At 59.6% G+C, this 24,803-nt stretch carries 20 protein-coding genes; 11 read left to right on the top strand and 9 right to left on the bottom strand.

Annotated features, from left to right (window positions below; genetic code table 11):
• The first annotated feature begins 77 nt into the window (after window positions 1–77).
• Complete coding sequence (locus FY550_RS03280) at window positions 78–1,070, top strand: metallophosphoesterase family protein (protein ID WP_070981683.1); 993 nt, start codon at window positions 78–80, stop codon at window positions 1,068–1,070.
• 82 nt (window positions 1,071–1,152) lie between these two features.
• Complete coding sequence (locus tag FY550_RS03275) at window positions 1,153–1,950, top strand: phosphocholine cytidylyltransferase family protein (protein ID WP_199287842.1); 798 nt, start codon at window positions 1,153–1,155, stop codon at window positions 1,948–1,950.
• Between the two features lie 18 nt (window positions 1,951–1,968).
• Here FY550_RS03275 and FY550_RS03270 read toward each other — a convergent pair whose 3' ends face one another.
• On the bottom strand, window positions 1,969–2,790 hold the full coding sequence (locus FY550_RS03270; protein ID WP_070981681.1) for a nucleotidyltransferase family protein: 822 nt from the start codon (window positions 2,788–2,790) through the stop codon (window positions 1,969–1,971).
• Window positions 2,791–3,121: 331 nt separating this feature from the next.
• Here FY550_RS03270 and FY550_RS03265 point away from each other — a divergent pair, with 331 nt between their 5' ends.
• The 6 genes from FY550_RS03265 to FY550_RS03240 all read left to right on the top strand — a co-directional run bounded on the left by FY550_RS03265 (window position 3,122) and on the right by FY550_RS03240 (window position 9,759).
• Complete coding sequence (locus FY550_RS03265) at window positions 3,122–3,583, top strand: HIT family protein (protein WP_070981679.1); 462 nt, start codon at window positions 3,122–3,124, stop codon at window positions 3,581–3,583.
• 193 nt (window positions 3,584–3,776) lie between these two features.
• A complete protein-coding gene (locus FY550_RS03260; protein ID WP_070981678.1) occupies window positions 3,777–5,555 on the top strand; it encodes a fatty acyl-AMP ligase in 1,779 nt (592 codons plus the stop codon).
• Window positions 5,552–6,472, top strand: coding sequence for an NAD-dependent epimerase/dehydratase family protein (locus FY550_RS03255; RefSeq protein ID WP_070981677.1), 921 nt, complete (start codon window positions 5,552–5,554; stop codon window positions 6,470–6,472). Before FY550_RS03260 ends, FY550_RS03255 begins: the two co-directional genes overlap by 4 nt.
• A gap of 66 nt (window positions 6,473–6,538) precedes the next feature.
• Window positions 6,539–6,787 (top strand): acyl carrier protein, encoded by a 249-nt coding sequence (locus FY550_RS03250; RefSeq protein ID WP_070981676.1) that lies wholly within the window; start codon window positions 6,539–6,541, stop codon window positions 6,785–6,787.
• Window positions 6,784–7,998, top strand: a complete 1,215-nt coding sequence (gene spt, locus FY550_RS03245) for a serine palmitoyltransferase (RefSeq protein ID WP_070981674.1) — start codon at window positions 6,784–6,786, stop codon at window positions 7,996–7,998. The genes FY550_RS03250 and spt overlap by 4 nt, the downstream gene beginning before the upstream one ends.
• Before the next feature lie 48 nt (window positions 7,999–8,046).
• Window positions 8,047–9,759 (top strand): ABC transporter ATP-binding protein, encoded by a 1,713-nt coding sequence (locus FY550_RS03240; protein WP_070981671.1) that lies wholly within the window; start codon window positions 8,047–8,049, stop codon window positions 9,757–9,759.
• 109 nt (window positions 9,760–9,868) lie between these two features.
• On the opposite strand, the gene FY550_RS03235 is transcribed toward FY550_RS03240, so the two are convergent.
• The 8 genes from FY550_RS03235 to cysC form a co-directional block, all read right to left on the bottom strand.
• Complete coding sequence (locus tag FY550_RS03235; protein ID WP_084388298.1) at window positions 9,869–11,113, bottom strand: glycosyltransferase; 1,245 nt, start codon at window positions 11,111–11,113, stop codon at window positions 9,869–9,871.
• Window positions 11,114–11,162: 49 nt separating this feature from the next.
• A complete protein-coding gene (locus FY550_RS03230; RefSeq protein WP_070981669.1) occupies window positions 11,163–12,401 on the bottom strand; it encodes a glycosyltransferase in 1,239 nt (412 codons plus the stop codon).
• A gap of 68 nt (window positions 12,402–12,469) precedes the next feature.
• Complete coding sequence (locus tag FY550_RS03225) at window positions 12,470–13,717, bottom strand: glycosyltransferase (protein ID WP_070981667.1); 1,248 nt, start codon at window positions 13,715–13,717, stop codon at window positions 12,470–12,472.
• A gap of 7 nt (window positions 13,718–13,724) precedes the next feature.
• Window positions 13,725–14,756: a glycosyltransferase family 2 protein gene (locus FY550_RS03220; protein ID WP_070981665.1), complete on the bottom strand. Its 1,032-nt coding sequence runs from the start codon at window positions 14,754–14,756 to the stop codon at window positions 13,725–13,727.
• Between the two features lie 25 nt (window positions 14,757–14,781).
• Window positions 14,782–15,942 carry a glycosyltransferase gene (locus FY550_RS03215; RefSeq protein ID WP_070981663.1) on the bottom strand — a complete coding sequence of 387 codons (1,161 nt, stop codon included), beginning with the start codon at window positions 15,940–15,942 and terminating at the stop codon, window positions 14,782–14,784.
• A gap of 20 nt (window positions 15,943–15,962) precedes the next feature.
• On the bottom strand, window positions 15,963–17,030 hold the full coding sequence (locus tag FY550_RS03210) for a sulfotransferase (RefSeq protein ID WP_070981661.1): 1,068 nt from the start codon (window positions 17,028–17,030) through the stop codon (window positions 15,963–15,965).
• The gene (locus FY550_RS03205) at window positions 17,031–18,008 is read right to left on the bottom strand and encodes a sulfotransferase family protein (protein WP_070981659.1); all 978 of its coding nucleotides are present in this window, start codon (window positions 18,006–18,008) and stop codon (window positions 17,031–17,033) included. It abuts the gene before it with no gap.
• A gap of 77 nt (window positions 18,009–18,085) precedes the next feature.
• A complete protein-coding gene (gene cysC / locus FY550_RS03200; protein WP_070981657.1) occupies window positions 18,086–18,736 on the bottom strand; it encodes an adenylyl-sulfate kinase in 651 nt (216 codons plus the stop codon).
• A gap of 231 nt (window positions 18,737–18,967) precedes the next feature.
• On the opposite strand from cysC, the gene FY550_RS03195 reads away from it, so the two are divergent.
• The 3 genes from FY550_RS03195 (at window position 18,968) to FY550_RS03185 (ending at window position 24,803) form a co-directional block, all read left to right on the top strand.
• Window positions 18,968–19,684 carry a hypothetical protein gene (locus tag FY550_RS03195; protein ID WP_070981913.1) on the top strand — a complete coding sequence of 239 codons (717 nt, stop codon included), beginning with the start codon at window positions 18,968–18,970 and terminating at the stop codon, window positions 19,682–19,684.
• A gap of 145 nt (window positions 19,685–19,829) precedes the next feature.
• A complete protein-coding gene (locus FY550_RS03190) occupies window positions 19,830–22,262 on the top strand; it encodes a mitochondrial fission ELM1 family protein (protein ID WP_168169373.1) in 2,433 nt (810 codons plus the stop codon).
• Window positions 22,263–22,397: 135 nt separating this feature from the next.
• Window positions 22,398–24,803, top strand: a complete 2,406-nt coding sequence (locus FY550_RS03185; protein WP_070981653.1) for an ELM1/GtrOC1 family putative glycosyltransferase — start codon at window positions 22,398–22,400, stop codon at window positions 24,801–24,803.

Raw genomic sequence — 24,803 nt, 5'->3', positions numbered from 1 at the left:
ATTCGCCTGTCCGCGGTTGCCGTATCTTATTCGATTCACGCCGCAACCGCTAAATCCTTCATCCTGGTACCACCGACATGACCTCACCCCTGCCGCGCTCAGCCAACGCCTGGCGGCTGGCTCATCTTTCCGATCCCCACCTGACGGTACCTGACTGGCGGCACTGGCGAGAAATGCTCAACAAGCGTGCCCCCGGCTACCTGGCCTGGCGTCGGCGTCGGCGCCATGTCCACCGCCGCGAAATCCTCGATGCCCTGGTACAGGATATCGGTTGCCAGCAGCCGGATCACATTGCCCTGACCGGCGATCTCACCCAGCTGGGACTGGCTTCGGAGTGCCATCAGGCCCGCCACTGGCTCGAGCAACTGGGGGATGGCGAAACGGTATCGGTCATTCCGGGCAATCATGATACCTACGCCCCCGAACGCGGCGCCTCACCGCTGTCACTCTGGGGTCCCTGGATGCAGGATGATCCGGAGCCCGACACGTCCAGCCCCTCCCGAAGCTGCCTGACACAAAGCCGTGATAATCGTGCCGCCTTTCCATGGGTCAGACGACGCGGCGGTATCAGTTTGATCGGCACTTCGACAGCACTGCCCACCCCGTGGACGATGGCCACCGGCGGGCTGGGCGATGCGCAGCTCGAGCGCCTGGCCGAATGCCTGTCCCGGGCCGGCCAACGGGGCGATTATCGAATTGTGATGATTCACCATGTCCCCTGCCCCGGCATGATTCGCTGGCGCAAAAGGCTGACCGACATGGCAGCATTCAGGCAGGTCATCCGGCGCTGTGGTGTTGAACTGGTATTGCACGGGCATGCCCATCGTCCCCTGCTCGGCTGGCTGGACACGCCAACCGGGCGGGCACCGGCGCTGGGCGCACCCTCGGCATCACTGAGCCACCCGGAACCCGCCGGCTACGCTCTGCTCGACATCATGCCCATCACGAAGGGCTGGTCGACGACAGTGACATACCGTACCCTGAGCGGTCATTCCGGTCACTGGCATTTCACTACCCGCGATTCAGCCCGGCTGCCCGATGTTAACGCATCTACCATCACTGCGGCCTGATTACGGAAACACCGGAGCCTCGGCCAGGCCGTTGCCTTGCGTGACGCCAGTCCCCTTATCCGTATTTGCAGCGAGAGATTTCATGAAGGATTCAGTCGTACGGACTCGACCACGACGCGCCATCATTCTGAGTGCTGGGCAGGGGAAGCGTCTGCTGCCCTATACAGCTGACCGCCCCAAGTGTCTGATCGAATTGTCCGGACGGGCTGTTATCGAGCACCAGATCGACACCCTGGTCGCAGCCGGCTTCGAGCGCATCACCGTGGTGCTCGGCTACGCCATTGATATGGTCGAGCAGCGACTGCACCAGCGCTACCCGGACACCCTGCTCGACATCGTTTTCAACCCCTTCTTCGAGCTGGCCGACAACCTTGCCAGCTGCTGGATGGCACGTAACGCCATGGAAGAGGATTTTCTGATCCTCAACGGCGATACGCTGTTCGAACCCGCGGTCCTCGATCGTCTGCTCGATGCACCGCAACAGCAGCCGATTACGCTCGCCATCGATCACAAGCAAGAGTATGACGCTGATGACATGAAGGTCACCATGGACGGCGCACGACTGACCCGGGTCGGCAAGGCTCTTGCGCTTGACAGCGTCGATGGTGAATCGATCGGTATGATGACCTTCAGGGGGGACGGTCGCCGCCTGTTCCAGGAAGCGCTGGAGCGAAATATGCGCTCAACCGAAGCGCTGAGTCGCTGGTATCTCAGTCTGATCGACGAACTGGCCGAAAGCGGTGCCGTATATACCGCCTCCATCGAAGGCCTACGCTGGGCAGAGCTGGATTTCCCGCATGACCTTGAGCATGCCCGGGCGCTGATCCGCGATATCACGGCCAGTAATATTACCGCCACCCCTGCCTCTGCCGGTCACTGAGACCGGCTAAAGGGACGATCATCGATCGTGCATCGAGGCCAACAGCGTTTCCACTTCCTGGCGATCCTCGGCGCTATCTACATCTACCGCGGCTTCAGGGCGCTCCAGCATGACAGCGCCAATACGTACGCCCAATCGGGATGACAACCGATCAAGCGCTTCATCGAGGGTCAGCCGGCCAGTCAGATAGCGCAGTACTCCGCGTATGCCCAGGGTGCCGGCGATGACTCGCCACGGTTTTTTGCGGCTGTTTTCCACCCGCTGCCAGAAGCCGGCCAGCTCACGGCCGGCAGGCGTCAGAAAGGCAAACAGATTGCACCCGCATACTGCACCATCGGCAAAGCGGGTCGCAGTTCGACGCATATCCGGGAAGCGGGCCATGATGGTGTCATAACGCACCAGTGCCACGGCGAAGTCGAGCTGGCGCGCCTGCGCGGACTCTAGAAACTCATCGATCATTGCACCATCGAGCAGTGCATGATCGGCTGTCGTCAACAGTACCGCTCGCTCCCTTTCGATCTCATCCAGCGCAGCTACCGTACTGGCACTCGGGGAAGAGCGACTGTCATGCCAGTAACAATGCTCGCCCTGCAGGAGTAAAGACAGTGTCGGTTCGGCATCCACGATGTCACGGGGCGGACCGGCCAGATGCACATGCCGGATCCGGTGGCTCGCTTCAAGCGCATTCAGTACCCGCTCCAGCATGGGCACGCCGGCAACGGGCGCCAGTGCCTTGCAGCGAGTCCCGGCATCAAGCGCTACCGGATCACAGGCTCCCCGATCGGCGGCCAGCACTATTGCCTCGACAGAGGATGTCTCCGGGTCGTTCGTCGCGTTCATGGTCGACTCCAGCCGGGTGCGCCTGCCTGCGCCGGGTATACCAGGGTAATTTTCGGCAACGCTGGGCAATTTCGCTGTGCGACACACAATGACGAAAGGCAAGAACTCACGGTACAATGTCCTGTTGACTGATTGGCGGCTTTCAGATGCCACATCGGCAGGTGTGACAGCATAGCGCGTTCATGCGAGCCTGCGCATCCCGGCAGCCCGTGGCGGGTGCGGATGCAAGCTGACCCGATTTACCATATGCTTTCAGAAAACCTTAAGTCCTGGACGGGTAATAATAGCCACCTCGTCCGGTAATCGACCTGATCAACGGAATTGAAAGGTGATGAGCAGCGATTCTTCAGAGCTTCATCAGACGCTGCGAAAATTCGGAGCGCCTGCCAGTGTCATCAGGGAGTACGAACACTGGAGCGTACTGCTGCGTCCGGCTCAGGCAACACTTGGGTCACTGGTTCTGGTGGCTCGAGGCCCTCAGACCGAATTCTCCGCCCTGCCTGCTGCCGCTTTCAGTGAACTGGCCATCGTAACCGCGGAACTCGAAAGTGCACTGCGCAATGCCTTCGATCATGACAAGCTGAACTATCTGATGCTGATGATGGTTGATCCGCAGGTCCATTTTCATGTAATTCCCCGCTACGCTCAGGCACGCGAATTTTCAGGCGTCACCTTCGCCGACCCGGGCTGGCCCGGCCCACCCCAACTGGGCCAGGCCACCGAAACCGATGAAACTACCCAGCAGTTCCTGTTCGAAACCATCAGCGCTGCCTGGCCGCATCCTTCCGGATAAATCATTCGCTGTTTCATCGCATTTCCCGGCTCCAGGGCGAGCCGGGGAATACAGTATCAATCGTTTCGCCAGGAGAGCCGGATCATCTGCCGGAATTGCCAGCCAGTGGCGGATCGACCCAGGGCCTTCGGAGCGGGTACACGAATCGGGAATGGTTGCCGGTGTACGCTCCTTCAACAGGATGACATTGTTGATGACCGAATTATGTATCACAGCGACACCTACCTTTAACAGCAAGCCCCAGCGTCTTGCCGATTTTGCAACACTGCCCGAGGCACTGGACTATGCTGCCGAAGGCTGCACCGGCTTCAACTTTCACGATAACCGGGGCCGTTTACTGGCACCGCTGGGATATGTCGAGGTGCGTCGCCGCGCCATTGAGGCAGCACGACGTCTGATGTCGCTGGGCCTGGAACGGGGTGACCGGGTCGCCGTGATTGCTGATACCGATCCCGCCTTCATGGAGGTGTTTTTCGGATGTCAGTATGCCGGACTGGTACCTGTTCCCATGCCGATCCCGATGAGTATCGGCGGTCACGAACGCTACGTCGCCCGACTGGAACGGCTGATTGAAAGCTGCGGGGCTCGGGTCGCTATTGCGCCCTCGCATATGGTGCGCTATATCGAAGAAATCCCCTCGGTCGATACCCTGGCCTTTCATGGTGATATCGATGCCTTACGGGCATTACCGAACCCGGAAGACATGGTGCTGGAACCCTCTGGCCCCGATGAAATTGCCTACCTTCAGTACACTTCCGGCAGTACCGGGTTTCCACGCGGAGTCGAGATCCGCCAGCACGCCATCATGGCCAATCTGCGCGCCATCCTGGCTTCCGGGCTGGCTGTACGTCCTCAGGATCGATGTGTCTCCTGGCTGCCCTTCTATCACGACATGGGGCTGGTCGGCTTCGTGCTCGGGCCCATGGCCTCGCAGCTATCGGTTGACTATCTCGGCCCACGCGAATTCGCCATGCGCCCTCGCCTGTGGCTCACACTGATGACCCGCAATCGGGGCAGTATCGCCTTCGCACCTCCGTTCGGCTACGACTTGTGTACTCGACGCCTGCACGGCAGCGATATCGACCGCCTCGATCTTTCTGCCTGGCGCGTTGCCGGTGTGGGTGCAGAGCCGGTACTACCGGATGTGCTGGACAGCTTTGCCGAACACTTCGCCGCTGCCGGATTCGATCGTCGCGCCTTTCTACCCAGCTATGGCATGGCGGAAAACTCTCTGGCCGTCAGTTTCGCGCCACTGGGTATTGGTCTATCGCTGGATCGTGTCGACCGTGATGTGCTTGAGCAACACGGGGAAGCCCGACCGCTTGATGACGACAGGGTCGCTGGTCTGAACACCACCAGCTTCGTCAACTGCGGTCACCCGCTCCCGGGTCACGATATCTCCATTCGTGACGGCGACGGCCACCCGCTACCCGAGCGTCATGTGGGCAGAGTCACCATTCGTGGTCCCAGCCTGATGAGCGGCTATTTCCATGATCATGAGCAGACCCGTCGGGTACTGGGTGATGACGGTTGGTTCGATACCGGCGATCTGGGATATCTCACCAGTCAGGGGTTGCACGTCACCGGGCGCCACAAGGACCTGATCATTATCAATGGCCGTAATATCTGGCCGCAGGATATCGAGGCACTTGCTTCACAGATGGCCGGCGTCAACCGTGGCGAACTCACTGCCATGTCGGCCCCGCCGGAAGAGAGTGAGGTAGACGTGGTCGTGCTGCTACAGACCACTCTCAGCGATGAACGGGCGCGCGCGGCACTGATCAAGGAGCTGTCAGCCGGTATTCGCAGTGAATTCGGCGTGCGCTGCACGGTGTCGTTGCTGCCACCACGCACGCTGCCTCGCACTTCATCAGGCAAGATTTCGCGCAGCCAGGCGCGCCGCCAGTACGCAGCGCAACTGCGTGAAGCCATGGATGCTGTCTCCACCCCCAGTGCGGCCGCATCCTCTTGACGTGTATTGCCCTCACCGGCGCGACCGGGTTTATCGGCAGCGCCTTGCGTCCGGTTCTCGAACGGGATGGACACAGGGTGCGGGCACTGACCCGTCATGAGCGTGGTGCCAATGAAGCAACCGAGTGGATCAGAGGCGATCTTCAGGATCGGCAGGCGTTAAAACGTCTCGTGGCGGGTGCCGATTGCGTCATCCACTGTGCTGGCGCAGTACGCGGCGCCGACTACGAGACCTTTCGTGCGATCAATGTCACCGGGACCCGAGAAGTGTTCGAGGCTGCTCGCAGCGAAGGTTGCGCTCATCTGCTGCTGCTCTCTTCACTGGCCGCACGTGAACCGGCGCTCTCCTGGTATGCCCGCTCCAAGCGAGAAGCAGAGCAGCAGCTCGATGACACCGGTGCACCAGGCATTACCATCTTTCGCCCACCGGCTGTCTATGGGCCTGGTGATCGCGAATTGCGTCCCCTTTTCGACACCATGCTGCGTGGCCTGATGCCGATAGCCGGCGCGCCACAGGGCCATCTGGCCGTACTTCATGTCGATGATCTGGTAGCAGCGATCCGGGCATGGCTCGAAACACCTGCCATCGGCCCAGGACCGTTCGAACTTCACGATGGCACGCCGGATGGTTACACTTGGCCGCAGATCGCCGCCATTGCGGCCCGAATTCGCCGAGGGCGGGTATTTTCACTGCCATTGCCCGAAGCGCTGCTGCGTGCGCTGGCACATTGTAATCTTGCACTGGCACGCCGCACCGGTCGAACGCCCATGCTGACCCCCGGCAAGGTCAATGAGCTGCGTCATCCGGATTGGCGCTGCGATAATACGGCGCTTGCAACAGCACTGAACTGGCAGCCGACCATTACCCTCGAACGTGCTCTGGCCGATCCGGCCCTCTGGCGCGACCGAGGACATTAACCGATATTCCGGCACGTTGCTGCCGAATTCCGATCGACATCGAGCCCAAACTCAACAGGCAACGCCATGACGCGACACGAACAGATACTCGAGCGACTGATGCAGCATCTGGAGCGTTTCAGCTCGGAAAGTGGAGAACTGCACGCCGACGCCGATCTGGTCAATGAACTTGGCCTGGACTCGGTCAATGTGATGGACCTGCTGCTTGATATCGAGGACGAGTTCGACATCTCGGTGCCGATCAATCTGATCACCGATGTACGTACACCCCGCCAGTTGGCCGATGTCATCGTGAAGATCGAGAGTGGCGAATGAGTCTTTTCGACAAGTTTGACAGATTGCGCGATGCCCGTGGCTCATTGGCACTCGACAGCGACCCCAGCCCGCTGGGCACGCGCATTGATGAAGTTTATTCACCCACCCTGGGCCGGATCGGCCAGCATAAGGTCATTCTGGCCGGCACCAACAATTATCTGGGTCTGACCTTTGACCCGGACTGCATCGCTGCTGCTCATCGGGCGCTGGATGAAGCAGGTACCGGTACTACCGGCTCGCGCATGGCCAATGGCAGCTATGGCAGCCATCGCCAGTTGGAAGAAGAGCTGGCCGAGTTCTATGGCATGCCATCGGCGATGGTGTTCTCAACCGGTTACATGGCCAACCTCGGACTGATCAGCTCTCTGATCGGCCCGGGCGACAGCGTAGTGCTCGATGCCGACTGTCATGCCAGCATCTACGATGCCTGCCGCATGGCCGGTGCCGACGTTATCCGCTTTCGTCACAATGATGCCTCTGATCTCGACAAACGCCTGCGCAGGCTTGCCGATCGTCGTGAGGAAGGGCTCGACAATACCCTGATCATTGTCGAGGGCATTTACAGCATGCTGGGCGACAGCGCCCCGCTGGCGGAGATTGCCGAGGTCAAGCGACGTCGTGGGGGCTATCTGCTGGTGGATGAAGCTCATTCCATGGGCGTGATGGGGGCTACCGGCCGAGGGCTGGCCGAAGCCACAGGGGTCGAGGCAGACGTCGATTTCATCGTCGGGACCTTCAGCAAGAGTCTGGGGGCTATCGGTGGCTTTGCTGTCAGCCGTCATCCCGAGCTGGAGCTGGTGCGGTTTGATAGCCGTCCCTATATCTTCACGGCCTCCCCCTCGCCGGCAACTATCGCGTCGGTTCGCCAGGCGCTGGCCATTGTGGCGCAGCGCCCGGCACTGCGTGATCAGCTCTGGCGCAATGCCGAGCGCCTCTATGCCGGGCTCCACGAGCAGGGATTCGAGCTTGGACCGACTCCGGGGCCAGTGGTCGCAGCACTGGTCGACTCGCCCCGTCAGGCCATCGCCTTCTGGCATGCCCTGATCGAGCACGGTGTTTACGTCAACATGATGCTGCCACCGGCTTCTCCCAACGGTCGGGCCCTGATGCGCATCAGTCTCAGCGCTGCGCACAGTGACGAACAGGTCGACAGCATTCTGGGCGCCTTTGCCACGCTGAGTCCGATCCTCGATCCTTCCAATTCGGCATAACACTCGATACGCAGGCCGGTTAATACCGGCCTGCCCGGGGCCTTCGCAATGAAACTGCTGCTCGCCTTTTTTCGACTCTACCCCCGACGCACTGCCGTCATGCTGATCTGCTTGCTGTTTGCAGGCGTGGCCGAGGGGATTGGCCTGACCACAGTGCTTCCCCTGCTGAGCGTGGCACTGGGTGACAGTCATGATACCGATGGTTTTTCCACTCGGGTCATCGATACCATGAACGCCATAGGCCTGCCGACCACCATTGGCGTGATTCTGACCGTCATCGTGATCGGCATGACGCTCAAGAGCGCCCTGGTCCTGCTGGCCAATCGTCAGGTCGGCTATGCCGTCGCCCGGGTTGCTACCGATCTGCGACTGGAACTGATTCAGTCCCTGCTCTCCAGTCGCTGGGAGCACTACCTGCGCCAGCCGGCTGGCAGCATTGCCAATTCGGTGGCCACTGAAGCCAATCGCGCCGCCACAGGCTATCAATACTGTGCCACGCTGATTTCCATTGCCATTCAGGTGCTGGTCTACGTCATCGTCGCCATGATGATCAGCTGGCAGGCCACGCTGGCCTCTCTGGCGCTGGGGCTCTGCATGTCGATCGGCCTTTATCGTCTGGTGGCCGCCGCCCGGCGTGCCGGCAAACAACAGACCCGGCTGATGCGCGATATCCTCTCGCGCCTGACCGACACCATGGCCTCCGTCAAACCGCTCAAGGCAATGGCACGCTATGACGTCGCCGACACCCTGTTGCGCCGCCAGACACGGCGTCTCAATCGCGCCATGGAACGTCAGGTGATGGCACGCGAGACCATGCAGGCCGTGCAGGAACCGATCATGACCCTGTTCATTGCCATCGGACTTTATCTGGCCCTGGTGGTCTGGGGGCAGTCACTACCTTCGGTCATGGTCATGGTGTTCCTGCTGGCACGAGTCGTCATGCAGCTCAATCAGCTTCAGCGCCGCTACCAGCAGATGCAGACCCAGGAGAGTGCCTACTGGGCGCTCAAGGATGTCGTGCAGGCTGCTCAGGACAATGCGGAGCCGACGGGAGGCACCCGCTTTCCCACCCTGGAGCATGAGATTACCTTCCGGGACGTGCGCTTTCATTATGGCGAGCATGCCATCCTCGGACAGACCGATCTGACCATCCCGGCCGGTTCTTTCGTCACTATCATTGGTCCCTCCGGCGCCGGCAAGACCACCCTGCTTGATCTGTTGTGCATGCTGCTGGAACCGACCCAGGGCAATGTTCACATCGATGGCGTACCTACTTCCGAAATTGATCGGATCGCCTGGCGCAAGATGATCGGTTATGTCCCGCAGGAAACCCTGCTACTGCATGACAGTGTACTGGCCAACGTCACCCTCGGTGACCCCTCGCTCACCGAAGAGGATGCCGAGCGGGCATTGCGTCAGGCCGAGGCCTGGGACTTCGTCAGTCGGATGGACAAGGGCATACACGATTCGGTGGGCGAGCGCGGCAATCGGCTCTCGGGTGGGCAGCGCCAGCGCATCGTGATTGCACGTGCGCTGGCTCACCAGCCCCGGCTGCTGATTCTCGACGAAGCCACCAGCGCACTCGATCCGGTTTCCGAAGCCGCTATCAGCCAAACCCTCAAGGGGCTGGGCGATCAACTGACCATCGTTGCCGTATCTCACCAGCCGGCCCTCGTCCAGGCCGCGGACATTGTCTATCGACTGGAACAGGGACAGCTGGCGCGAGTGGAAAAGCCGGAAACCAGCGAAGCCCCGGCCTGACAGGGATTATGGCACTATCTGATGTAATGGGACGCCCTGGCTGTATTCCTTCAATGCAGACAGGGCAAGTCGGTTAATCAGATAATCTCAGGCAAATTGGCAAGCACCCTCACTCGCCTACCGTATATACAGCATGCTTTTCAAAAACAGGTGTTACTGCCCTATCTGTCAATCCAAGATAAAGATTCAGACTACTTTCAAGACTAAACTCTGCAGCTCGGCGTTTCAGCGTCTCCGCAGGTAGTGGATTATCGAGGGTTAATGACATAGCTTCGGCTAACGCTTCGACATTTCCCACCGGCACCAGTAAACCATAACGACCTTCTTCCAAAATTTCTGCCGGGCCGCTGGGACAATCCGTACTAACCACGGGGCAACCACAGGCTAGAGCTTCAATCAATACATTTCCCAATCCTTCATAAGCGGAAGAAAAGACAAAAAGATCAGCTCTGGAAAAAACAGCATAGGGATTATCTGAAAACCCTGGCATATCAACACAATCACTGATTTCCAGCTCATGACTTAGCGCTTCAAGACTGGAACGCTCTTCTCCTTCACCCATGATTATTAAACGAGCTGGTCGATGATGTCTTAAAAGAGCAAAAGCATTCAGCAGTAGAGAAAAGTTCTTTTGGGCTCTTAAACGCCCCGCTGCCACAATGGTCGGCACTCCATCACCGACCTGCAACCATGGATGGGCTACAGATTCATTAGCGCGGCCTGCCAATGATGAAGTAACCACAGGATTATAGATAGTGGTAATAGCATCACTATCCACCTTCGCTGTTACAGATAAATCCTCGGCCACACCTTTTGAAACTGTTACTACAGCATCAGCACCAGGATAAGTATATTCGATGAAACGCGCCATATGACGCCATCTGGCATGGCTGCTCGTTCTTGCCGCAATGGGCTTGGAAAGCATATTGCGTTGGGAAACTATAATCCTGGTATTCGTATTGGCTACCTGCCTGGCCCATACGGCCATGAGGTTACATAACTCCCCGGCAGAAATGAGCGCGAACGGTTGTTTCTCACGCAAATAATCTACCAACCCTGACAGATACTTCATTTTCTTTTTCGCGTTCAACATGAACGTACCTAAACGGCAACATTCATATAGCAGCCGACTGTCGGCCCTTAATGCCAGAATGAAAGAACCTGCAATATTACCTGCGTTGAGCTCCAGCACGTTCAGACCGGATGGCAGGCTACTCAGGTATTCTCCGCGGAGACGATTAACAACAATATCTACCTGATAGCCCATTGCCAGCATCCCCTCGCCAAGATTCAGAAGAGAGCGCTCCATGCCACCGCCAGCGAGGCTGGGCAGATAAAGTGCAATATGTTTCATGAAACCTCATTGGGTTGCTCTAACAGTCCCGGCTGGCTAGAAGCCAGTTTTATCGATTATTAGCACGATGGCATGATATCTGATCAAACAGGATTTCAAACTTATCCATAGCGCTTGATATGGTGAAGTACTGTCCACGTTTTATCAGCAGAGCACTCTTTGGCGGTCTCGCCAACGTCTCCAGAATGGCATCAGCCAGTGCGGCAGGATCACGTACCGGCACCAGCCGGCCATAACGCCCATCCTCGAGGATTTCTCGCGGTCCATCAGGGCAATCCGTGCTGACCACAGGGCATCCGCAGGCCAGAGCCTGGATCAGCACGCCCGGCAGCCCTTCATAATCGGAGGGCAGCACGAACAGATCGGCCCGATACATCCAGGCAAAAGGATTATCCTGCCAGCCCACCAGATCCACGTGCCCGGCAAGTCCCAGCTCGTCGATCTGACGCTCCAGAGTGGCGCGCATCTCGCCTTCTCCCAGTACGATCAGGCGAACGTCCCGCTGCTCACGCACTCGCGCCAGTACCGTCAACAGCAGATCGACCCCCTTGCGCTTTTCCAGACGACCGACCGCCAGCAATACCGGCACCGAATGGGGCGATACCAGCCAGGGGTGGCCCGGATCGTTCTGCATGCGTTCGCTCAGGGAAGCATCGACAACAGGATTGTGAATAACCTGCAGCTTTTCCCGCTTCATGCCGGTTGTGCTTACGAAGCTCTCTGCCGTTCCTTCCGAAACCGCAACGATGGCAGCCGCCTCTCGATAGAGCCGACGAATGGCTGGTACTACATAGCGCCAGCGCCAGCGGGGTGAGTACGCCACTTTTTCCTCGAAGCTGCCGCGCTCACTGACAACAACAGCCGTTGATGCGCCGGCCAGTCGCGCCGCCAGCAGGGCTGCAAGATTGGCATTGACCCGGGCAGAAAACAGCACATCAGGCGAATACTGGCGCAGATATTGCGCCAGAGCAGCAAGCGACCCGATGGCTTCACCATTACGTCGCGGCAAAATCAGAGGCCTTGCCAACGCCGTAACACCGAGCGGATCCGCTCGGAATATCAGCCATCGGGTCATTGGCGCCGACACCTGGCCGAGCTCAATCAATTGAACCCCCGTGGGCACCTGATCAGCCAGCAGGCCTTCAGCTCGGGTGACCAGCAGATCCACTCGATAGCCGCGCGCCAGCAACGCTCTGGCCATGGTCAGCAGAACCCGCTGAACCCCACCACCGGAAAGCGCCTGCACAAAGAGCGCAACATGTCGAACACGACGACCCTCGCCGTCCATTCCTGTTTCCCCTGTCCCGCTATTGTTGTCATTTACGCTCACAACCGAATGTCAGCGACCACTGGCGCTCAATCCGACAATCCCAGTAATGCCAGATAACGCTGAGTGGTACGTTCGGCGGTAAAATGTCGCGTGTGAGCAATCAACTGCTCAGCCGGCAGCGGCGCCGCCAGTGTATCGGCACAGGCCTCTGCCAGTGCCTGCGCATCACCCGGGGGTACCAGCCTGCCCAGCCTGCCGTTTTCCAGAATCTCTGCCGGGCCACTGGGGCAATCGGTACTGACCACCGGACAACCGCACGCCATGGCCTCGATCAGAACACCGGGCAGCCCTTCACGTTGTGACGATAGAACGAACAGGCTCGCCCGGCGAAACAGGGCTACGGGATGGGTAACAAAGCCGGGCATATCCACACAGTCCGCAAGACCGAGTCTTTCACGTTGCTGTTCCAGGGCATTTCGCTCCGGCCCCTCCCCCAGCAGGAGCAACCGCACTTCTCGACGCTGACGTAACAGTTTCATGGCTTCAAGCAGCGTGCCAAAATCCTTTTTGGCGACCAGCCTGCCAGCCGCCACTATCACCGGGATCCGCTTTTCCCCGATGAGCCAGGGATGTTCGACATGCATCTCGGCCTGGGTGTTGAAATGTCTGTCGATCACCGGGTTATCGACCACCTCGACCTGTGATTCCGAGAGTCCGCTGACCTCGGTCAGCGCAGTACGTACCCCTCGGGAAACTGCCACGATGGCATTGGCCCATGGATAGTAGCGCTGGATCACATGTCCCACATATCGCCAGCGCCACTTGTTACGCTTGCCATCTCGTGACACCAGATGGGACAGGTCATCGCGCTCGCTGAGCAGTACGCGGCATTCAAGCCCGGTCGCCCGAACCGCCCAGACAGCGATCAGATTGAGATAGGTAGTCGCCGCAACCAGGCCGTCGGGGTTGTCCTCGCGCAGATAATGGACAAGCGCCGGCAGATAGAGCGTGACCGAGCTGGGCGCAAGGGGCATTAATACCGGACGCAACAACACCCCGACGCCACGCGGATCCATTCGCACCAGCTGCCAGTGCGCCTGCAGACGTGACCCCGGGCTCAGTCTGATCAGTCGCACTCCCGACGGTAGCGCCGAGACATCCCCAACGATATCGTCGTTCGAACGGTGATGCTTGCGAGCACGCACCAACAGATCCACCTGATATCCCTGTTCGACCAGGGTTTCGGCCAGCGTCAGCATCCGACGCTGTACACCACCACCGGTTACCCCTCGAGTGAGAACCGCGATGCGCTGTCCCTTATCCACTACCGTCACGCCTGTGCTACTCCCCTTTTATCATGCGCATCACTCGAGACCATTCGCCTCCTGCAAGCTGGCGTCCCAGCGCACCGGTGGCAGTCCGTAACGGCGGGGACCCGAGCGTCATTCGGATCTGGCACATGGGAGACCAGCCGGCATGGCGTCCCAGTGTCAGCCAATAACGCGCCAGAACACGATCCAGCGCCGCAGGGTCATAGACGCCATTGCGCCGATTCTGTTGCCTCAGCATCGCCAGCCATTCCCGAGCCCAGTTCATGTATGACGCATCAGGCTTATGCCAGCTTCGAGGGCGTGATATCAAAAAATGACGCTCCACGTCCTGACGAGTCGGTGTCAGACCGAAGTGAACCAGCTGATCGTGCAGAATACGATGCTGATAGTGGGCCACCCGCTCATGTTGCCCGCTGATGCGCTCATCGTGACGACGCACCGCGACAAGCGGTTCGCCCAGATTGTAAAGGGGATAGTCACGGGCCAGCCGAATGAACAGATCGAAATCCTGACTGGTCATCAGTGATTCATCGTAGCGATAGCGCTGCAGAATATCGGTTCGCCCCATGACCGTGGGCTGAGAGATACAGCAACGAAACAGCAGCTGAGCGTAAATATCCTCCGCGTTTTGCGCTCGCTGCCAGCGTTTACGCTTCGTGATCGCTCGTCCATTGGCATCGATCAACGACTTGGTCGTGCCGATCAGAGCATACGACGGCTGTGCTTCGAGAAAGGCCACCTGATGCGCCAGACGTTGCGGCATCGCCACATCATCACTGTCCAGCAGGGCCAGATATTGGCCACGTGCCAGCGCCAGACCCCGGTTGCGAGTAGCCGTATTCCCGAGATTGGTCTCATTACAGACAATCCGTATTCTGGAGTCGGCATAGCTCCGGGCAATACCGAGCGAGCGATCAGTCGAACCGTCGTCGATGATCAGCAGCTCAAAATCCTCGAAGGTCTGTGCCAGCACACTGTCAATGGCAGCTGCCAGGTAGCGTTCTCGATTCCAGACAGGAATCAGTACCGTCACTTTCGGCATGTTTGCGGCGGACTCCAGGCGTTGTTCAGTCTTGGCGGCCGCCGGCTGCTGCTTCCAGTAATGCCTGCTGATAGTGGCTGATCGCCCCGCCAACGGAAAAATCATCGGCTCGCTGTGCCAGCCGAGAGCGATCGATCGGCTCGCTCAGAGTGGATTCAATGGCATCGGTCAGTGCCTGTATATCCCCTACCGGCACCAATCGACCATAGCGCCCATGCTCCAGAATCTCCGCCGGCCCCGCCGGGCAGTCGGTGGCAACCACCGGACAGCCGCAGGCCAGTGCCTCGATCAGAACACTGGGCATGCCTTCGGAGATTGATGAGAGCACCAGCATATCGGCCCGGGCCATCCACGCGAAGGGATTCTCCACCCTGCCCGGAAGAGCCACGGCCTGCTCAAGGCCGAGCTCGGTACGCAGGGTTTCAAGCGCTTCGCGCTGCTCGCCTTCGCCCAGTATGATCAGCCGCACATCCCCGCAGCGCTGGCGCAATTCTGCCAGTGCACGTAGCAGGGTGGGATAGTCCTTTTTGGTGACCAATCGCCCCACGGCCAGCAATACAGGTGTCTCGTGCGTCGTCAGCCAGGCACACTCAACCGGTTCGGCCGCGCGCTGATGGAGCTCCGGGCCGACAATCTGATTGTAAATGACCCGGATGCGCTCGGCCGGCAGCGACGCCACCTGCTGCAGGTTATCCGCCACCCCATGAGATACCGCAATGGCACCAGCAGCGGAGGGATAAAGCCAGGGAATCATTCGGTCGCGCCGACGAAAACGGACACTGCGATACGCCTCGCTTGAGGCCAGGTGCACCACGTTACTCTGACGAATCAAGACCGGCACCCTCGACCCCGACAACCGTTTGGCCGCCAGACCCGCCAGATTGGGTGGAATGGACATGGTGAACAGGACGTCCGGTTGCTCGCGACGCAGATAAAGGGCGAGCAGCGGTACACAGACCACCAGGCGCTGCTTGTTACGCAGGCGATCCACCCAGCCCCGGCCCAACTCGATCAATCGGGCGCCCTCGGGTACAGCGTCGCGCCAATGCGGGCTACTGCCCGGCACCAGCAGATCCACTCGATGCCCGGCCGCCATCAGGGCTTGCGCTACGCTGACCATCATTCTTTCCCGCGACCCCAGCGGTAGCGCTCCCATCAGCATGGCGATATGCGCCGGACGAGCCATTCCAGTCTCGGAGGGAGCGTTCAAGAATCGACCCCATGGCCTTGTGACTGACGCCGTGCCGGCGCATAGGAGGCTTCGGCAAAGCGCTGAAGAAAATCGTGACGTGCCAGCGAAGCCTCCACCTCACGTGTCAGCGCAGCGGGCCAGCTCACCTGAGCACCAGTGCGACTGGGCTTGCGAAACACGATCGACGCACACGCATCCAGATACGATTCGGTCACCGGCGTGCATCCCAGCGCTTCGAGCAGGGTGGACAGCGTCTGCCGGGGATCATGGATCAGGTCATCGAGATAGACATCCCTTACCTGATCGGGATAGCGGGCTTTCAGTCGAGCCATCAGATCAGTATTGGCCAGATAACCCCGCGCTGCAGATTCAAGCGAGGTATTCGTACGCCGCGCCCGAGTGGCGATGTTGTCCCATGGGTTGCGGATGACATGGATGAACTCGAAAGGCATTGGCAATAACGTATCCAGCCGATCGATCAGCTCCGGATACCGGCGCAGCAGTCGCAGAGTGCCATTCCCCTTCTTGTCACCGACTACAGCCAACTGCTCGTAACGCCCCTGCGACTGGCCCGGCACCTGATAGTCGTAGCCGGTATATTCACGACCGAGATAATCGAACAGCATGGCATTGAGTTTGATCGCCCTGACCACCTGGTCAAATGGGTAGCCCCGGTAGAGATGCTTGAGGGCATGCATCTCATGGGCAATGACCACGGAGGGATGGGCATCCAGCAGCGAACCGACCAGTGAGTGACCGCTGCGGCTATAGCCGACAAAGAACACGAATCGCTGTGGCGACTGCTCATCCGGTCGCCAGTCAGCCAGCGCTGACCCACTGCGTGACAGCAAACGATCTACCAGCTGGTAGGTACGCATCGACTCCCGGGCGGGCTGAACACCTCGCACGATCCGGGCGGCTTCAGCGAGCGCCGCACCATGATGGCCCTGCAATAAATGCCACCCACCGCGCAGGCCCCATCCGGCCCCACGCGTGAGCTCACCGGCCAGACGACGGCCACGCTCGACTCGCTTGGCTGTCAGCCCGCCTCGCAAGGATTGTGCAGTATCGGAATCGGCCATTCAGGCGGCACCACGATTGGGACGGCGCCCCCGCCCGAACCAGCGCAGCTTCGAGACCGGAGACGCCAGACGTCTTTCAAGATAATCGATATGACGCAGCGCCGGCCCCATCGCCAGAAACTCATCACGCAGGCGCGCCATGTCACGCCAGAGTTCGGGATCATCGGTCGTGATCCGGTCGCTGGACAGGCCTTCCAGCCACTGCCAGACCTGATCAATCAATGGATTGAGGCGCGCACGAGCATCCGGGTCTTCCCCCTGATGATGCCGCAGTTCGGGGCTGACGAACTCCTTTCCAAACACGCCGATTTCACGCTCGACCTCTGCCGTGATCGGCAGGGAGAGTCGTTCGGCCAGTCGATACATCTGTTGTTCCGGTTCGCTCATCAGCTGATCGTAATCGACGGCCGTGAACCGGTGACTGCGCAGCAGGTGAAAATAGGGCACGACCCGGATCAGGCACTCCAGATCGCTTTTTTCCTGACGGCCGCGTACTTCGCTGAGCTTGGCGCGCGAACGAGCCACGGATAGCGGATGACGCGCCGCGATCACATAGCTCACCTCGACGCCCAGCGTGTCGAAGACCTGCTCCCAGAAAGGCAGCAAACGCATGACACCCCCGGACTTGAAGCCCCATAGTGGCGCATTACCGAAACGCCCCCGGATGACCCGGACAGCCTCGTCATGCAAGGAACGCCATTGCCGGGTCTGCCACTCCTGTTCTTCGATGGGACGCAGGCTGGTACCGGTCCCCTGCAGCCCGAACTCGTAATGCAGTCGCTTGTTGATCGACAACAGATCCTCATCTTCGAAAAACCCCTTGGGGTTCTTGGAAGTACCACGCTTGAGTCGGTTGCCCAGCTCGACACCCAGCGACTGCACGCCCCGGGTCAGGGTGCTGGTGCCACTACGACCGGCACCAATGACCACAACTGCCCGCTGAGTCTCGTGTTCGGTCAGGCTCGTTTCAACGGTCATGCCTGCTCCTGTTGTAACTGTCATGACAGGGAATATCTGTCGACTCCCTCGGCCGAAGCGCCATTGTTTTCATGAATTCATTGTGCCTGGCCAGCCTCGGGCTCGTTAGCGATCTCCGCTTCGGCGGACAGGCAAAGCGCCAGCAATTGCTCGATATGACGCTGCTGACTGTCCTCGGCAAGCAGGGTCAACTCCGGATGCATCGGCGGTTCATAGGGGCTGTCAATGCCGGTGAAGTCATGGATCTCCCCGGCCCGGGCCCGGCGATACAGCCCCTTGGGATCGCGCTTCTCGCAGAGTCCGAGCGGGGTATCGACAAACACCTCATGGAACTCACCGGATCGAAACAGCGAACGGGCCTGTTGCCGATCACTGGCGAAAGGAGAGATGAAGGCGGTGATGACAATCAGGCCGGATTCCACGAACAGATGCGCCACCTCGCCGATACGACGAATGTTTTCGCTGCGATCGGACTGACTCATGCCAAGGTCACGACACAATCCGTGGCGAATATTGTCACCGTCCAGCAGCATGGTGTGACAGCCACGTCGGTTGAGCTCGACCTCCAGGGCATTGGCCAGGGTCGATTTGCCCGATCCGGAAAGGCCGGTCAGCCAGATACAGTGTCCTGCATGCGGCTTGAGACGGCTGCGCATTTCCGGCGTGACACTGCCGGTATTCCAGACGACGTCCGCAGGACTGTCGTTATCGCGATACTCGAAAGCCATGGACGCGTCACTGCATGTATAGGATGAGGGCAGCATAGTGCCGTATAGCGGGATAGACGAGCGCAATACGATGACACCTTCACATTATGGCTATCTTAAATTTCGACTGGGTGACACTATCCGCTTACCCGGCCAGATCCAATGGCGTTGATAGTTCAGACGAGGTTGATTTCGCAGGGCGCAGGCCGGATGATCGAGCCAACCAATCCGACGTCAGATCAGGTTTCAACGATGAGCTATCTCGATTTCGAGGCCCTGGAGAAGATGGATGAACGGGCCTTCCTGAATCGGCACCCTTACCCCTGGGCCAACCCGGCGGGTCTGCTGACCGATGAAGGATTCAGGGCACTCAGGGAAAGCCTGCCGGAAGCGGAGCGTTTTGACCGCATCTTCGGCAAGACGCGCCAGCACGGACAGAAGCCACATGACCGACTGTCGCTGGATTACGAACCCGGTATGCCCCTGTCACCCCATTGGCAGGCCTTCATGGAAGAACTGCATGGCCCCGAGTATCGGCGTTTCCTGGCGCGGATGCTGAACACGAACCACTTCACACTGAAGTGTCATTGGCATTACACGCCGGCCAGCTGTTCGGTCTCGCCACACTGTGATGCCAACTGGAAGCTGGGCTCGCATATCTTCTACTTCAATACGGAGGAGGATTGGCGACCGGAATGGGGTGGCCAGACGGTGGTGCTGGACGATCACGGACGCTTCAAGACCCGAAGCGCGCCCGAATTCGAGGAGTTCGACGAAGAGATCGAATCAATTGCCATGGGAAACCAGAGCTTTCTGTTTACCCGTCGGGGCAATTCATGGCATGGCGTTCGCGAGATCACCTGCCCGCCGGAGTACTATCGCAAGGTCATGATTGTGGTTATCCGCGATGCGCGACCACTCAAGCAGTTCACCAAAACGGTCAAAAACTGGTTCCGGCGCGCTGCCTGACGCGCCCGATGCCATCGAGGGTCGGCACCACATCGAGCCGACCCTGGCAAGGCGCAACATCTCCCTCGTCTGCAATCAAGGAAAGCATTTAACACCACCTTAAAATTTCCCGGGCACCATGGCGGCAATGCGACCGGACACCCATGTGACAAGATTGCCTACCTCTTCGATTGCCTCGCGCCCGATCCACGTCGAACGCGCTACCACCCCTCACATGCCTCACTGCGTGGTACTGCCGGTTCTGGAACCCGTTGGCGAGCGGCGGCCGCCGGTTCATATTTATGTCGGCAGCGAAACGGCTCAGGTGCGTGCTCAGCGCATCTTCCTGTTCTCCATCGAAAAGGTTCGCGATCCGCAGCGGGAATATCGCATTTACCTGCTGAAGAACATGGCGGGGTTTGATCGCCACCACTGGCGCACCGGATTTACCAATTACCGCTATGCCATCCCGACACTGGCAGAAGGTCAGGGGCGCGCCATCTACAATGATGTCGGTCAGATTTATCTGGAGGACCCTGCCCGCCTCTTCGATCTGCCGATGGGCGGGCATGGTTATCTTGCGCTCTCCCCCGAGGAAACATCCGTCATGCTGCTCGACTGTGAGCGCATGGCGCATTACTGGAATCAGGATACGGCCAGACGCTATAGCAAGCAGAACCTTTTGCATCATGTCGAGCATATAACCGGGCTCTGGGCGCCGCTTGATGCCAGCTGGAATACCCGCGATGAAGAGTATGCCGATCAGACACCACGCCTGTTGCACTTTACGGCGCTGCATCAGCAGCCCTGGCAGCCGATGCCGGATCGATACTCCTATCAGCCCCACCCCCTGGCGGATATCTGGTTCGGTCTTGAGCGCGAAGCCGATGTTCAGGGCTATGGTCCTTTCAGCGCCGCGACGCCCAGCCCCTGGTTCGAAGGTGCTCTGAGCACGTTACAAGCGCTATCGAGCGCTGCCTTTTCTCCTGGCAGGACCGCTCGCGATACGGCTGAATATCTCTCCCTGCAAGCGCTGCTCTGGTGTCGTCCGGCGCAACATGCGGACAATCCGCCTCTGCCTGCCGCCTGTTACCGGACCTGCACACCGGCTGAGCTCATCAGCGAGCTGCAGACAAGCCCAGCCGATGAACTGACGCCCCTAGATAGCGTAGCCGTCACTCATCTGCTCGAACATCTGCCCGCCGAGGATATCCCCTGGGTGCTGGAGCAATTGGCACAGCGTTCCCGCCGGTTGCTTTATGTCGGCCTGGAACTCTCCACCAATGTGCATCAGGGGCTGCCCCTGAGCATGACGCACTGGTGGCGGCAACAGCTCCGCCGACTGAACCGGCATCACCCTCATCTGAGCTGGCACCTCGATATTCGTCGCGGCAGCCGACGCAAAATGGAAGTGGTCAGCTCTACACTGCCAGGCGCCCGCCTGTCAGATGTGCCCGAGCATACGCAGCCCAGCGTATGGGTACTCACCGGAGTACATCGGGGCGACAACGCCCAGCTCCGGCTACTGGCCGACTGGCTCGGCTGGCCCTGGGAGGAGAAACCTCTGGTCTTTCGAGCCCGTTCAATGCGGTTGTTGCAGGGCGCCCGCCCAACCCTGCAAATCCTGCATCCCGGCAATCGGAATCAGTTCGCACCTCCCTGGCCTGATATCGTCCTGGGCATCGGCCGCCGCAGTGTCAATGTCGCCCGCTGGATTCGCCGCGAATCAGGACAACGCACTCAGCTGTTCTGGCTGGGCCGGCCCCGGGTCGCTCTTGATCACTTCGATCTGATCGCCACCACACCCCAGTATGGCCTGCCGGCACGCGATCACATCATCCATAACCTGTTACCACTCAACCGACCGAATCATGATGATGCCGCCCGGGAGGCGTGGCGCCAGCACCTGAGCGCACTGCCTCGCCCCTGGCTGGGTGTCATGATCGGTGGTGCTACGCGAGCAAAACCCTTCCCTGTCGAAGACGCCGTACGCATGGCCAGACAGGCCTGTGCACTGGCGCGAGACCGGGGCGGCTCACTACTGGTCTCGACAAGCCCGCGCACACCACCCGACGTCACTACAGCCTTCTTCGAGCAGATTGACGTCCCTGCCTTTACCTATGACTGGCAGACACACCAGGGGGGGGATAATCCGCATCAGGCTTATCTGGCGCTCTGTGACGGATTCATCGTTTCCGATGACAGTGCTTCCATGATGGCCGAAGCCATTACCACCCGGCAGCCTACCTGGATTTATGCACTGGAAAGTGTCTCGCCCTCTTTTACCAACCGGCTTTTTAACGCGCTGCATGACTGGCTCTGTCGACGTACCCGGCAACTCAATCATCGTGGCGTTCATCGACAGCAGAACTGGCAGGGTCGCTTTCATGATTTTCTTTTTACGCGGGGTCTGCTGGTCAGGCCGCGCGATCTGAACCTGCTCGATCGTACCTTGCGAATCCGTGGGCTGATCCAGCCCCTGGCTGACGGGCCGGCGTCTGATCCCGAAGCTCGCAGGAGTATTCCCATGAATGATGAACTCGAAGCCACGGTCGAAGAAATGCGACTGCGCGCAGGCGAGCGCTACCGGCAAGAGTAGCCCGCCCTTGCTTCTTCCTGCTCAATCCAATCTTCTCGCCAGCATCGCGGGCAGAGCGACTGCTTCCGTTCCCCACAAGGAGTTGTTAATGTTTCCTTAATCTTCATGAACATCGTTTCATAACCCGGACACTCCATGCCTCTGCCAACCAGTACATCCATCCCGAAAGCCCCCTTGCAGATTGAACGCGCCGCCAGCCCGGATATGCCGCACTGTGTGGTCTTTCCAGCCCTGAACGATTCATCGCCAGACGCCCCTCCGGTTTGCATCTACCTGGGAACCGAACAGGCACAGGTCCGTGCTCAGCGCATCTTTCTGTTTTCAGTGGAAAAGCATCGCAACCCGGATCGCGAGTACCGAGTTTATCTGATGAAGGATCTGGATGGATTCGATCAAAGCCAGTGGCGCACCGGCTTTACCAATTACCGCTATGCCATCCCCGCGTTTGCCGGTGGTAAAGGCCGCGCCATTTATAACGATGTCGATCAGATTTATCTGGAAGATCCCGCTCACCTGTTCGATCTGCCACTGACAGAACATGGCTATCTATCGATCTCGCCGGAGGATACTTCGGTCATGCTGATCGATTGCGCCCGGATGCTGCCCCTGTGGAATCTGGATACGGCTCGTCAGCAGAGCAAACGCCAGCTGATTGCCAGCGCCGCTGAGAAGACCGGTCTCTGGGGAGCTCTGGATGGCGGCTGGAATACCCGTGATGAGGAGTATTCGGAACTGACGGCGAGAGTGCTGCACTACACGGCACTCCATAAACAGCCCTGGCAGCCGACACCCACCACCTACTCCTATCATGCCCATCCGCTGGAGGATCTCTGGTTCGAGCTCGAACGGGAAGCGGATGCCCGTCACTATGGCCCCTTTACAGCCGAAGCGCCGAGCCCCTGGTTCGAGGGCGCACTGAAAACGCTCGAACAGCAGTCGATTCCCGCCTTTACCGCCAGCGAGGGAGCCATTCGACTCGCCGCTGACATGTCACTGCATGACCTGATCTGGTGTCATCCGTCAGCTCAGGTTGCTGCCAACGCGCCTCTACCGGTTGACCGGGTTAACCAACACTCACTGCAATCACTCGGCGACGACTGTGCCGACGGTGTGGCCGTCACCGGTCTGCTGGAACATCTGCCCGGCGAGGATATTCCCTGGGTGCTGGAACGGCTGGCACGCTACAGTCAGCGACTGCTGTATATCGGACTGCACCTCTCTGCAGATGCCCGGGCCGCAGATACGGCCCTGCACAGCATCCACTGGTGGCAACGCCAGCTTCGGACGCTGGCACAACATCATCCCCGGCTGGTCTGGCAGCTCGATATCCGGCGTGGCAGCAGCAATCGAGTGGAAGTTGTCCAATCTGCCATGACCGGCGCCCGAACCGAACAGCCCGCCGAGTCGGCTCAGCCCGTCGTCTGGCTGCTGCTGAGCGAACATGCCGGTGATAATGCCCAGTTGCGTGCGCTGGGAAAGGAGCTGAACTGGCGAGTGGTTGAAAAACCGCCATTGATCGATTTCAAGCCAGCCCGCCTGATGCTACTGACCCGGCCTTCACTGCGAGGCGTCAAAGCGAAGCAGTTGGGAGAGCTCAAGGGACCGTGGCCGGATATTGTCATGAGCACCGGACGCCGCACTGTCAATATCGCCCGCTGGATTCAGCGTCACTCGGGTGGCCGCACTCAGCTGATCTGGCTGGGGCGCCCGCGGGCCCCGCTACACTGGTTCGACCTGATTGTGACCACGCCTCAGTATGGTCTGCCGGCACGCGAACACATTCACCACAACCTGCTCCCCCTCAACCGGCCACCGGCCGTGGCAGACGATGTTCTGAAAGCCTGGCAGCGTCGGCTTGACCACCTGCCACGCCCCTGGTATGGCGTGCTGGTAGGCGGCACCACGAGCCTGCAGAAGTTCGAGGCCGAGGATGCCAGAGAGATGCTCCAGACGGCGGCCGGGCTGGCAGAGCAGCATGGCGGGTCACTGCTGATCACAACCAGCCCGCGGACGCCGAAAGCGGTCATCGACGCGCTGCGCGAAGAGCTTGCCGTCCCGAGCTATCTGAACGAATGGCAGCCACAACAACAGGACCACTTCCATCCCGCCCTGCTGGCGCTCTCGGATGGGTTCATTGTCTCTGATGACAGCGCTTCCATGATGGCCGAAGCCATCAGAACCCATCGTCCTGTCTGGCTCTATCAGCTGAAGCCACTCCCCCTCTCTCGCAGGGCCCGGCGCCAGGCCAGGATCGTGGAATGGATGAATCAGCGCACCCGCCAGACCAGCGCCCGCGGCACCCACCGCCAGCAGGACTGGCGCGGCCGCTTCTTTGATCGCCTCCATTCCCAGGGCATCGTACGCACGCCGCGCGATCTCAAGCACCTCGGCGAAACGCTGCGTATCCGTGGGCTCTGTCAGCCACTGCAGGGCGCGGATCAACCTGCCTTCCAACCGCCTGCCATGCCGGTACCGGATGAAATGCAGGCAACCGTTGAAGAGATCAGGCGCCGCGCCGGCGAACGTCACTGGCAGGAGTGA

This window comes from Kushneria phosphatilytica, from assembly GCF_008247605.1.
Classification (GTDB): Bacteria; Pseudomonadota; Gammaproteobacteria; order Pseudomonadales; family Halomonadaceae; genus Kushneria; species Kushneria phosphatilytica.
The sequence above is the reverse complement of the archived record's forward strand: the minus strand, read 5'-3'. Positions and strand labels throughout refer to the sequence as shown.

Coding starts and splice junctions, on each gene's coding strand:
- FY550_RS03280 (WP_070981683.1), top strand. CDS start 78: ATGACCTCACCCCTGCCGCGCTCAGCCAACGCCTGGCGGCTGGCTCAT.
- FY550_RS03275 (WP_199287842.1), top strand. CDS start 1,153: ATGAAGGATTCAGTCGTACGGACTCGACCACGACGCGCCATCATTCTG.
- FY550_RS03270 (WP_070981681.1), bottom strand. CDS start 2,790: ATGAACGCGACGAACGACCCGGAGACATCCTCTGTCGAGGCAATAGTG.
- FY550_RS03265 (WP_070981679.1), top strand. CDS start 3,122: ATGAGCAGCGATTCTTCAGAGCTTCATCAGACGCTGCGAAAATTCGGA.
- FY550_RS03260 (WP_070981678.1), top strand. CDS start 3,777: ATGACCGAATTATGTATCACAGCGACACCTACCTTTAACAGCAAGCCC.
- FY550_RS03250 (WP_070981676.1), top strand. CDS start 6,539: ATGACGCGACACGAACAGATACTCGAGCGACTGATGCAGCATCTGGAG.
- spt (WP_070981674.1), top strand. CDS start 6,784: ATGAGTCTTTTCGACAAGTTTGACAGATTGCGCGATGCCCGTGGCTCA.
- FY550_RS03240 (WP_070981671.1), top strand. CDS start 8,047: ATGAAACTGCTGCTCGCCTTTTTTCGACTCTACCCCCGACGCACTGCC.
- FY550_RS03235 (WP_084388298.1), bottom strand. CDS start 11,113: ATGAAACATATTGCACTTTATCTGCCCAGCCTCGCTGGCGGTGGCATG.
- FY550_RS03230 (WP_070981669.1), bottom strand. CDS start 12,401: ATGGACGGCGAGGGTCGTCGTGTTCGACATGTTGCGCTCTTTGTGCAG.
- FY550_RS03220 (WP_070981665.1), bottom strand. CDS start 14,756: ATGCCGAAAGTGACGGTACTGATTCCTGTCTGGAATCGAGAACGCTAC.
- FY550_RS03215 (WP_070981663.1), bottom strand. CDS start 15,942: ATGGCTCGTCCGGCGCATATCGCCATGCTGATGGGAGCGCTACCGCTG.
- FY550_RS03210 (WP_070981661.1), bottom strand. CDS start 17,030: ATGGCCGATTCCGATACTGCACAATCCTTGCGAGGCGGGCTGACAGCC.
- FY550_RS03205 (WP_070981659.1), bottom strand. CDS start 18,008: ATGACCGTTGAAACGAGCCTGACCGAACACGAGACTCAGCGGGCAGTT.
- cysC (WP_070981657.1), bottom strand. CDS start 18,736: ATGGCTTTCGAGTATCGCGATAACGACAGTCCTGCGGACGTCGTCTGG.
- FY550_RS03195 (WP_070981913.1), top strand. CDS start 18,968: ATGAGCTATCTCGATTTCGAGGCCCTGGAGAAGATGGATGAACGGGCC.
- FY550_RS03185 (WP_070981653.1), top strand. CDS start 22,398: ATGCCTCTGCCAACCAGTACATCCATCCCGAAAGCCCCCTTGCAGATT.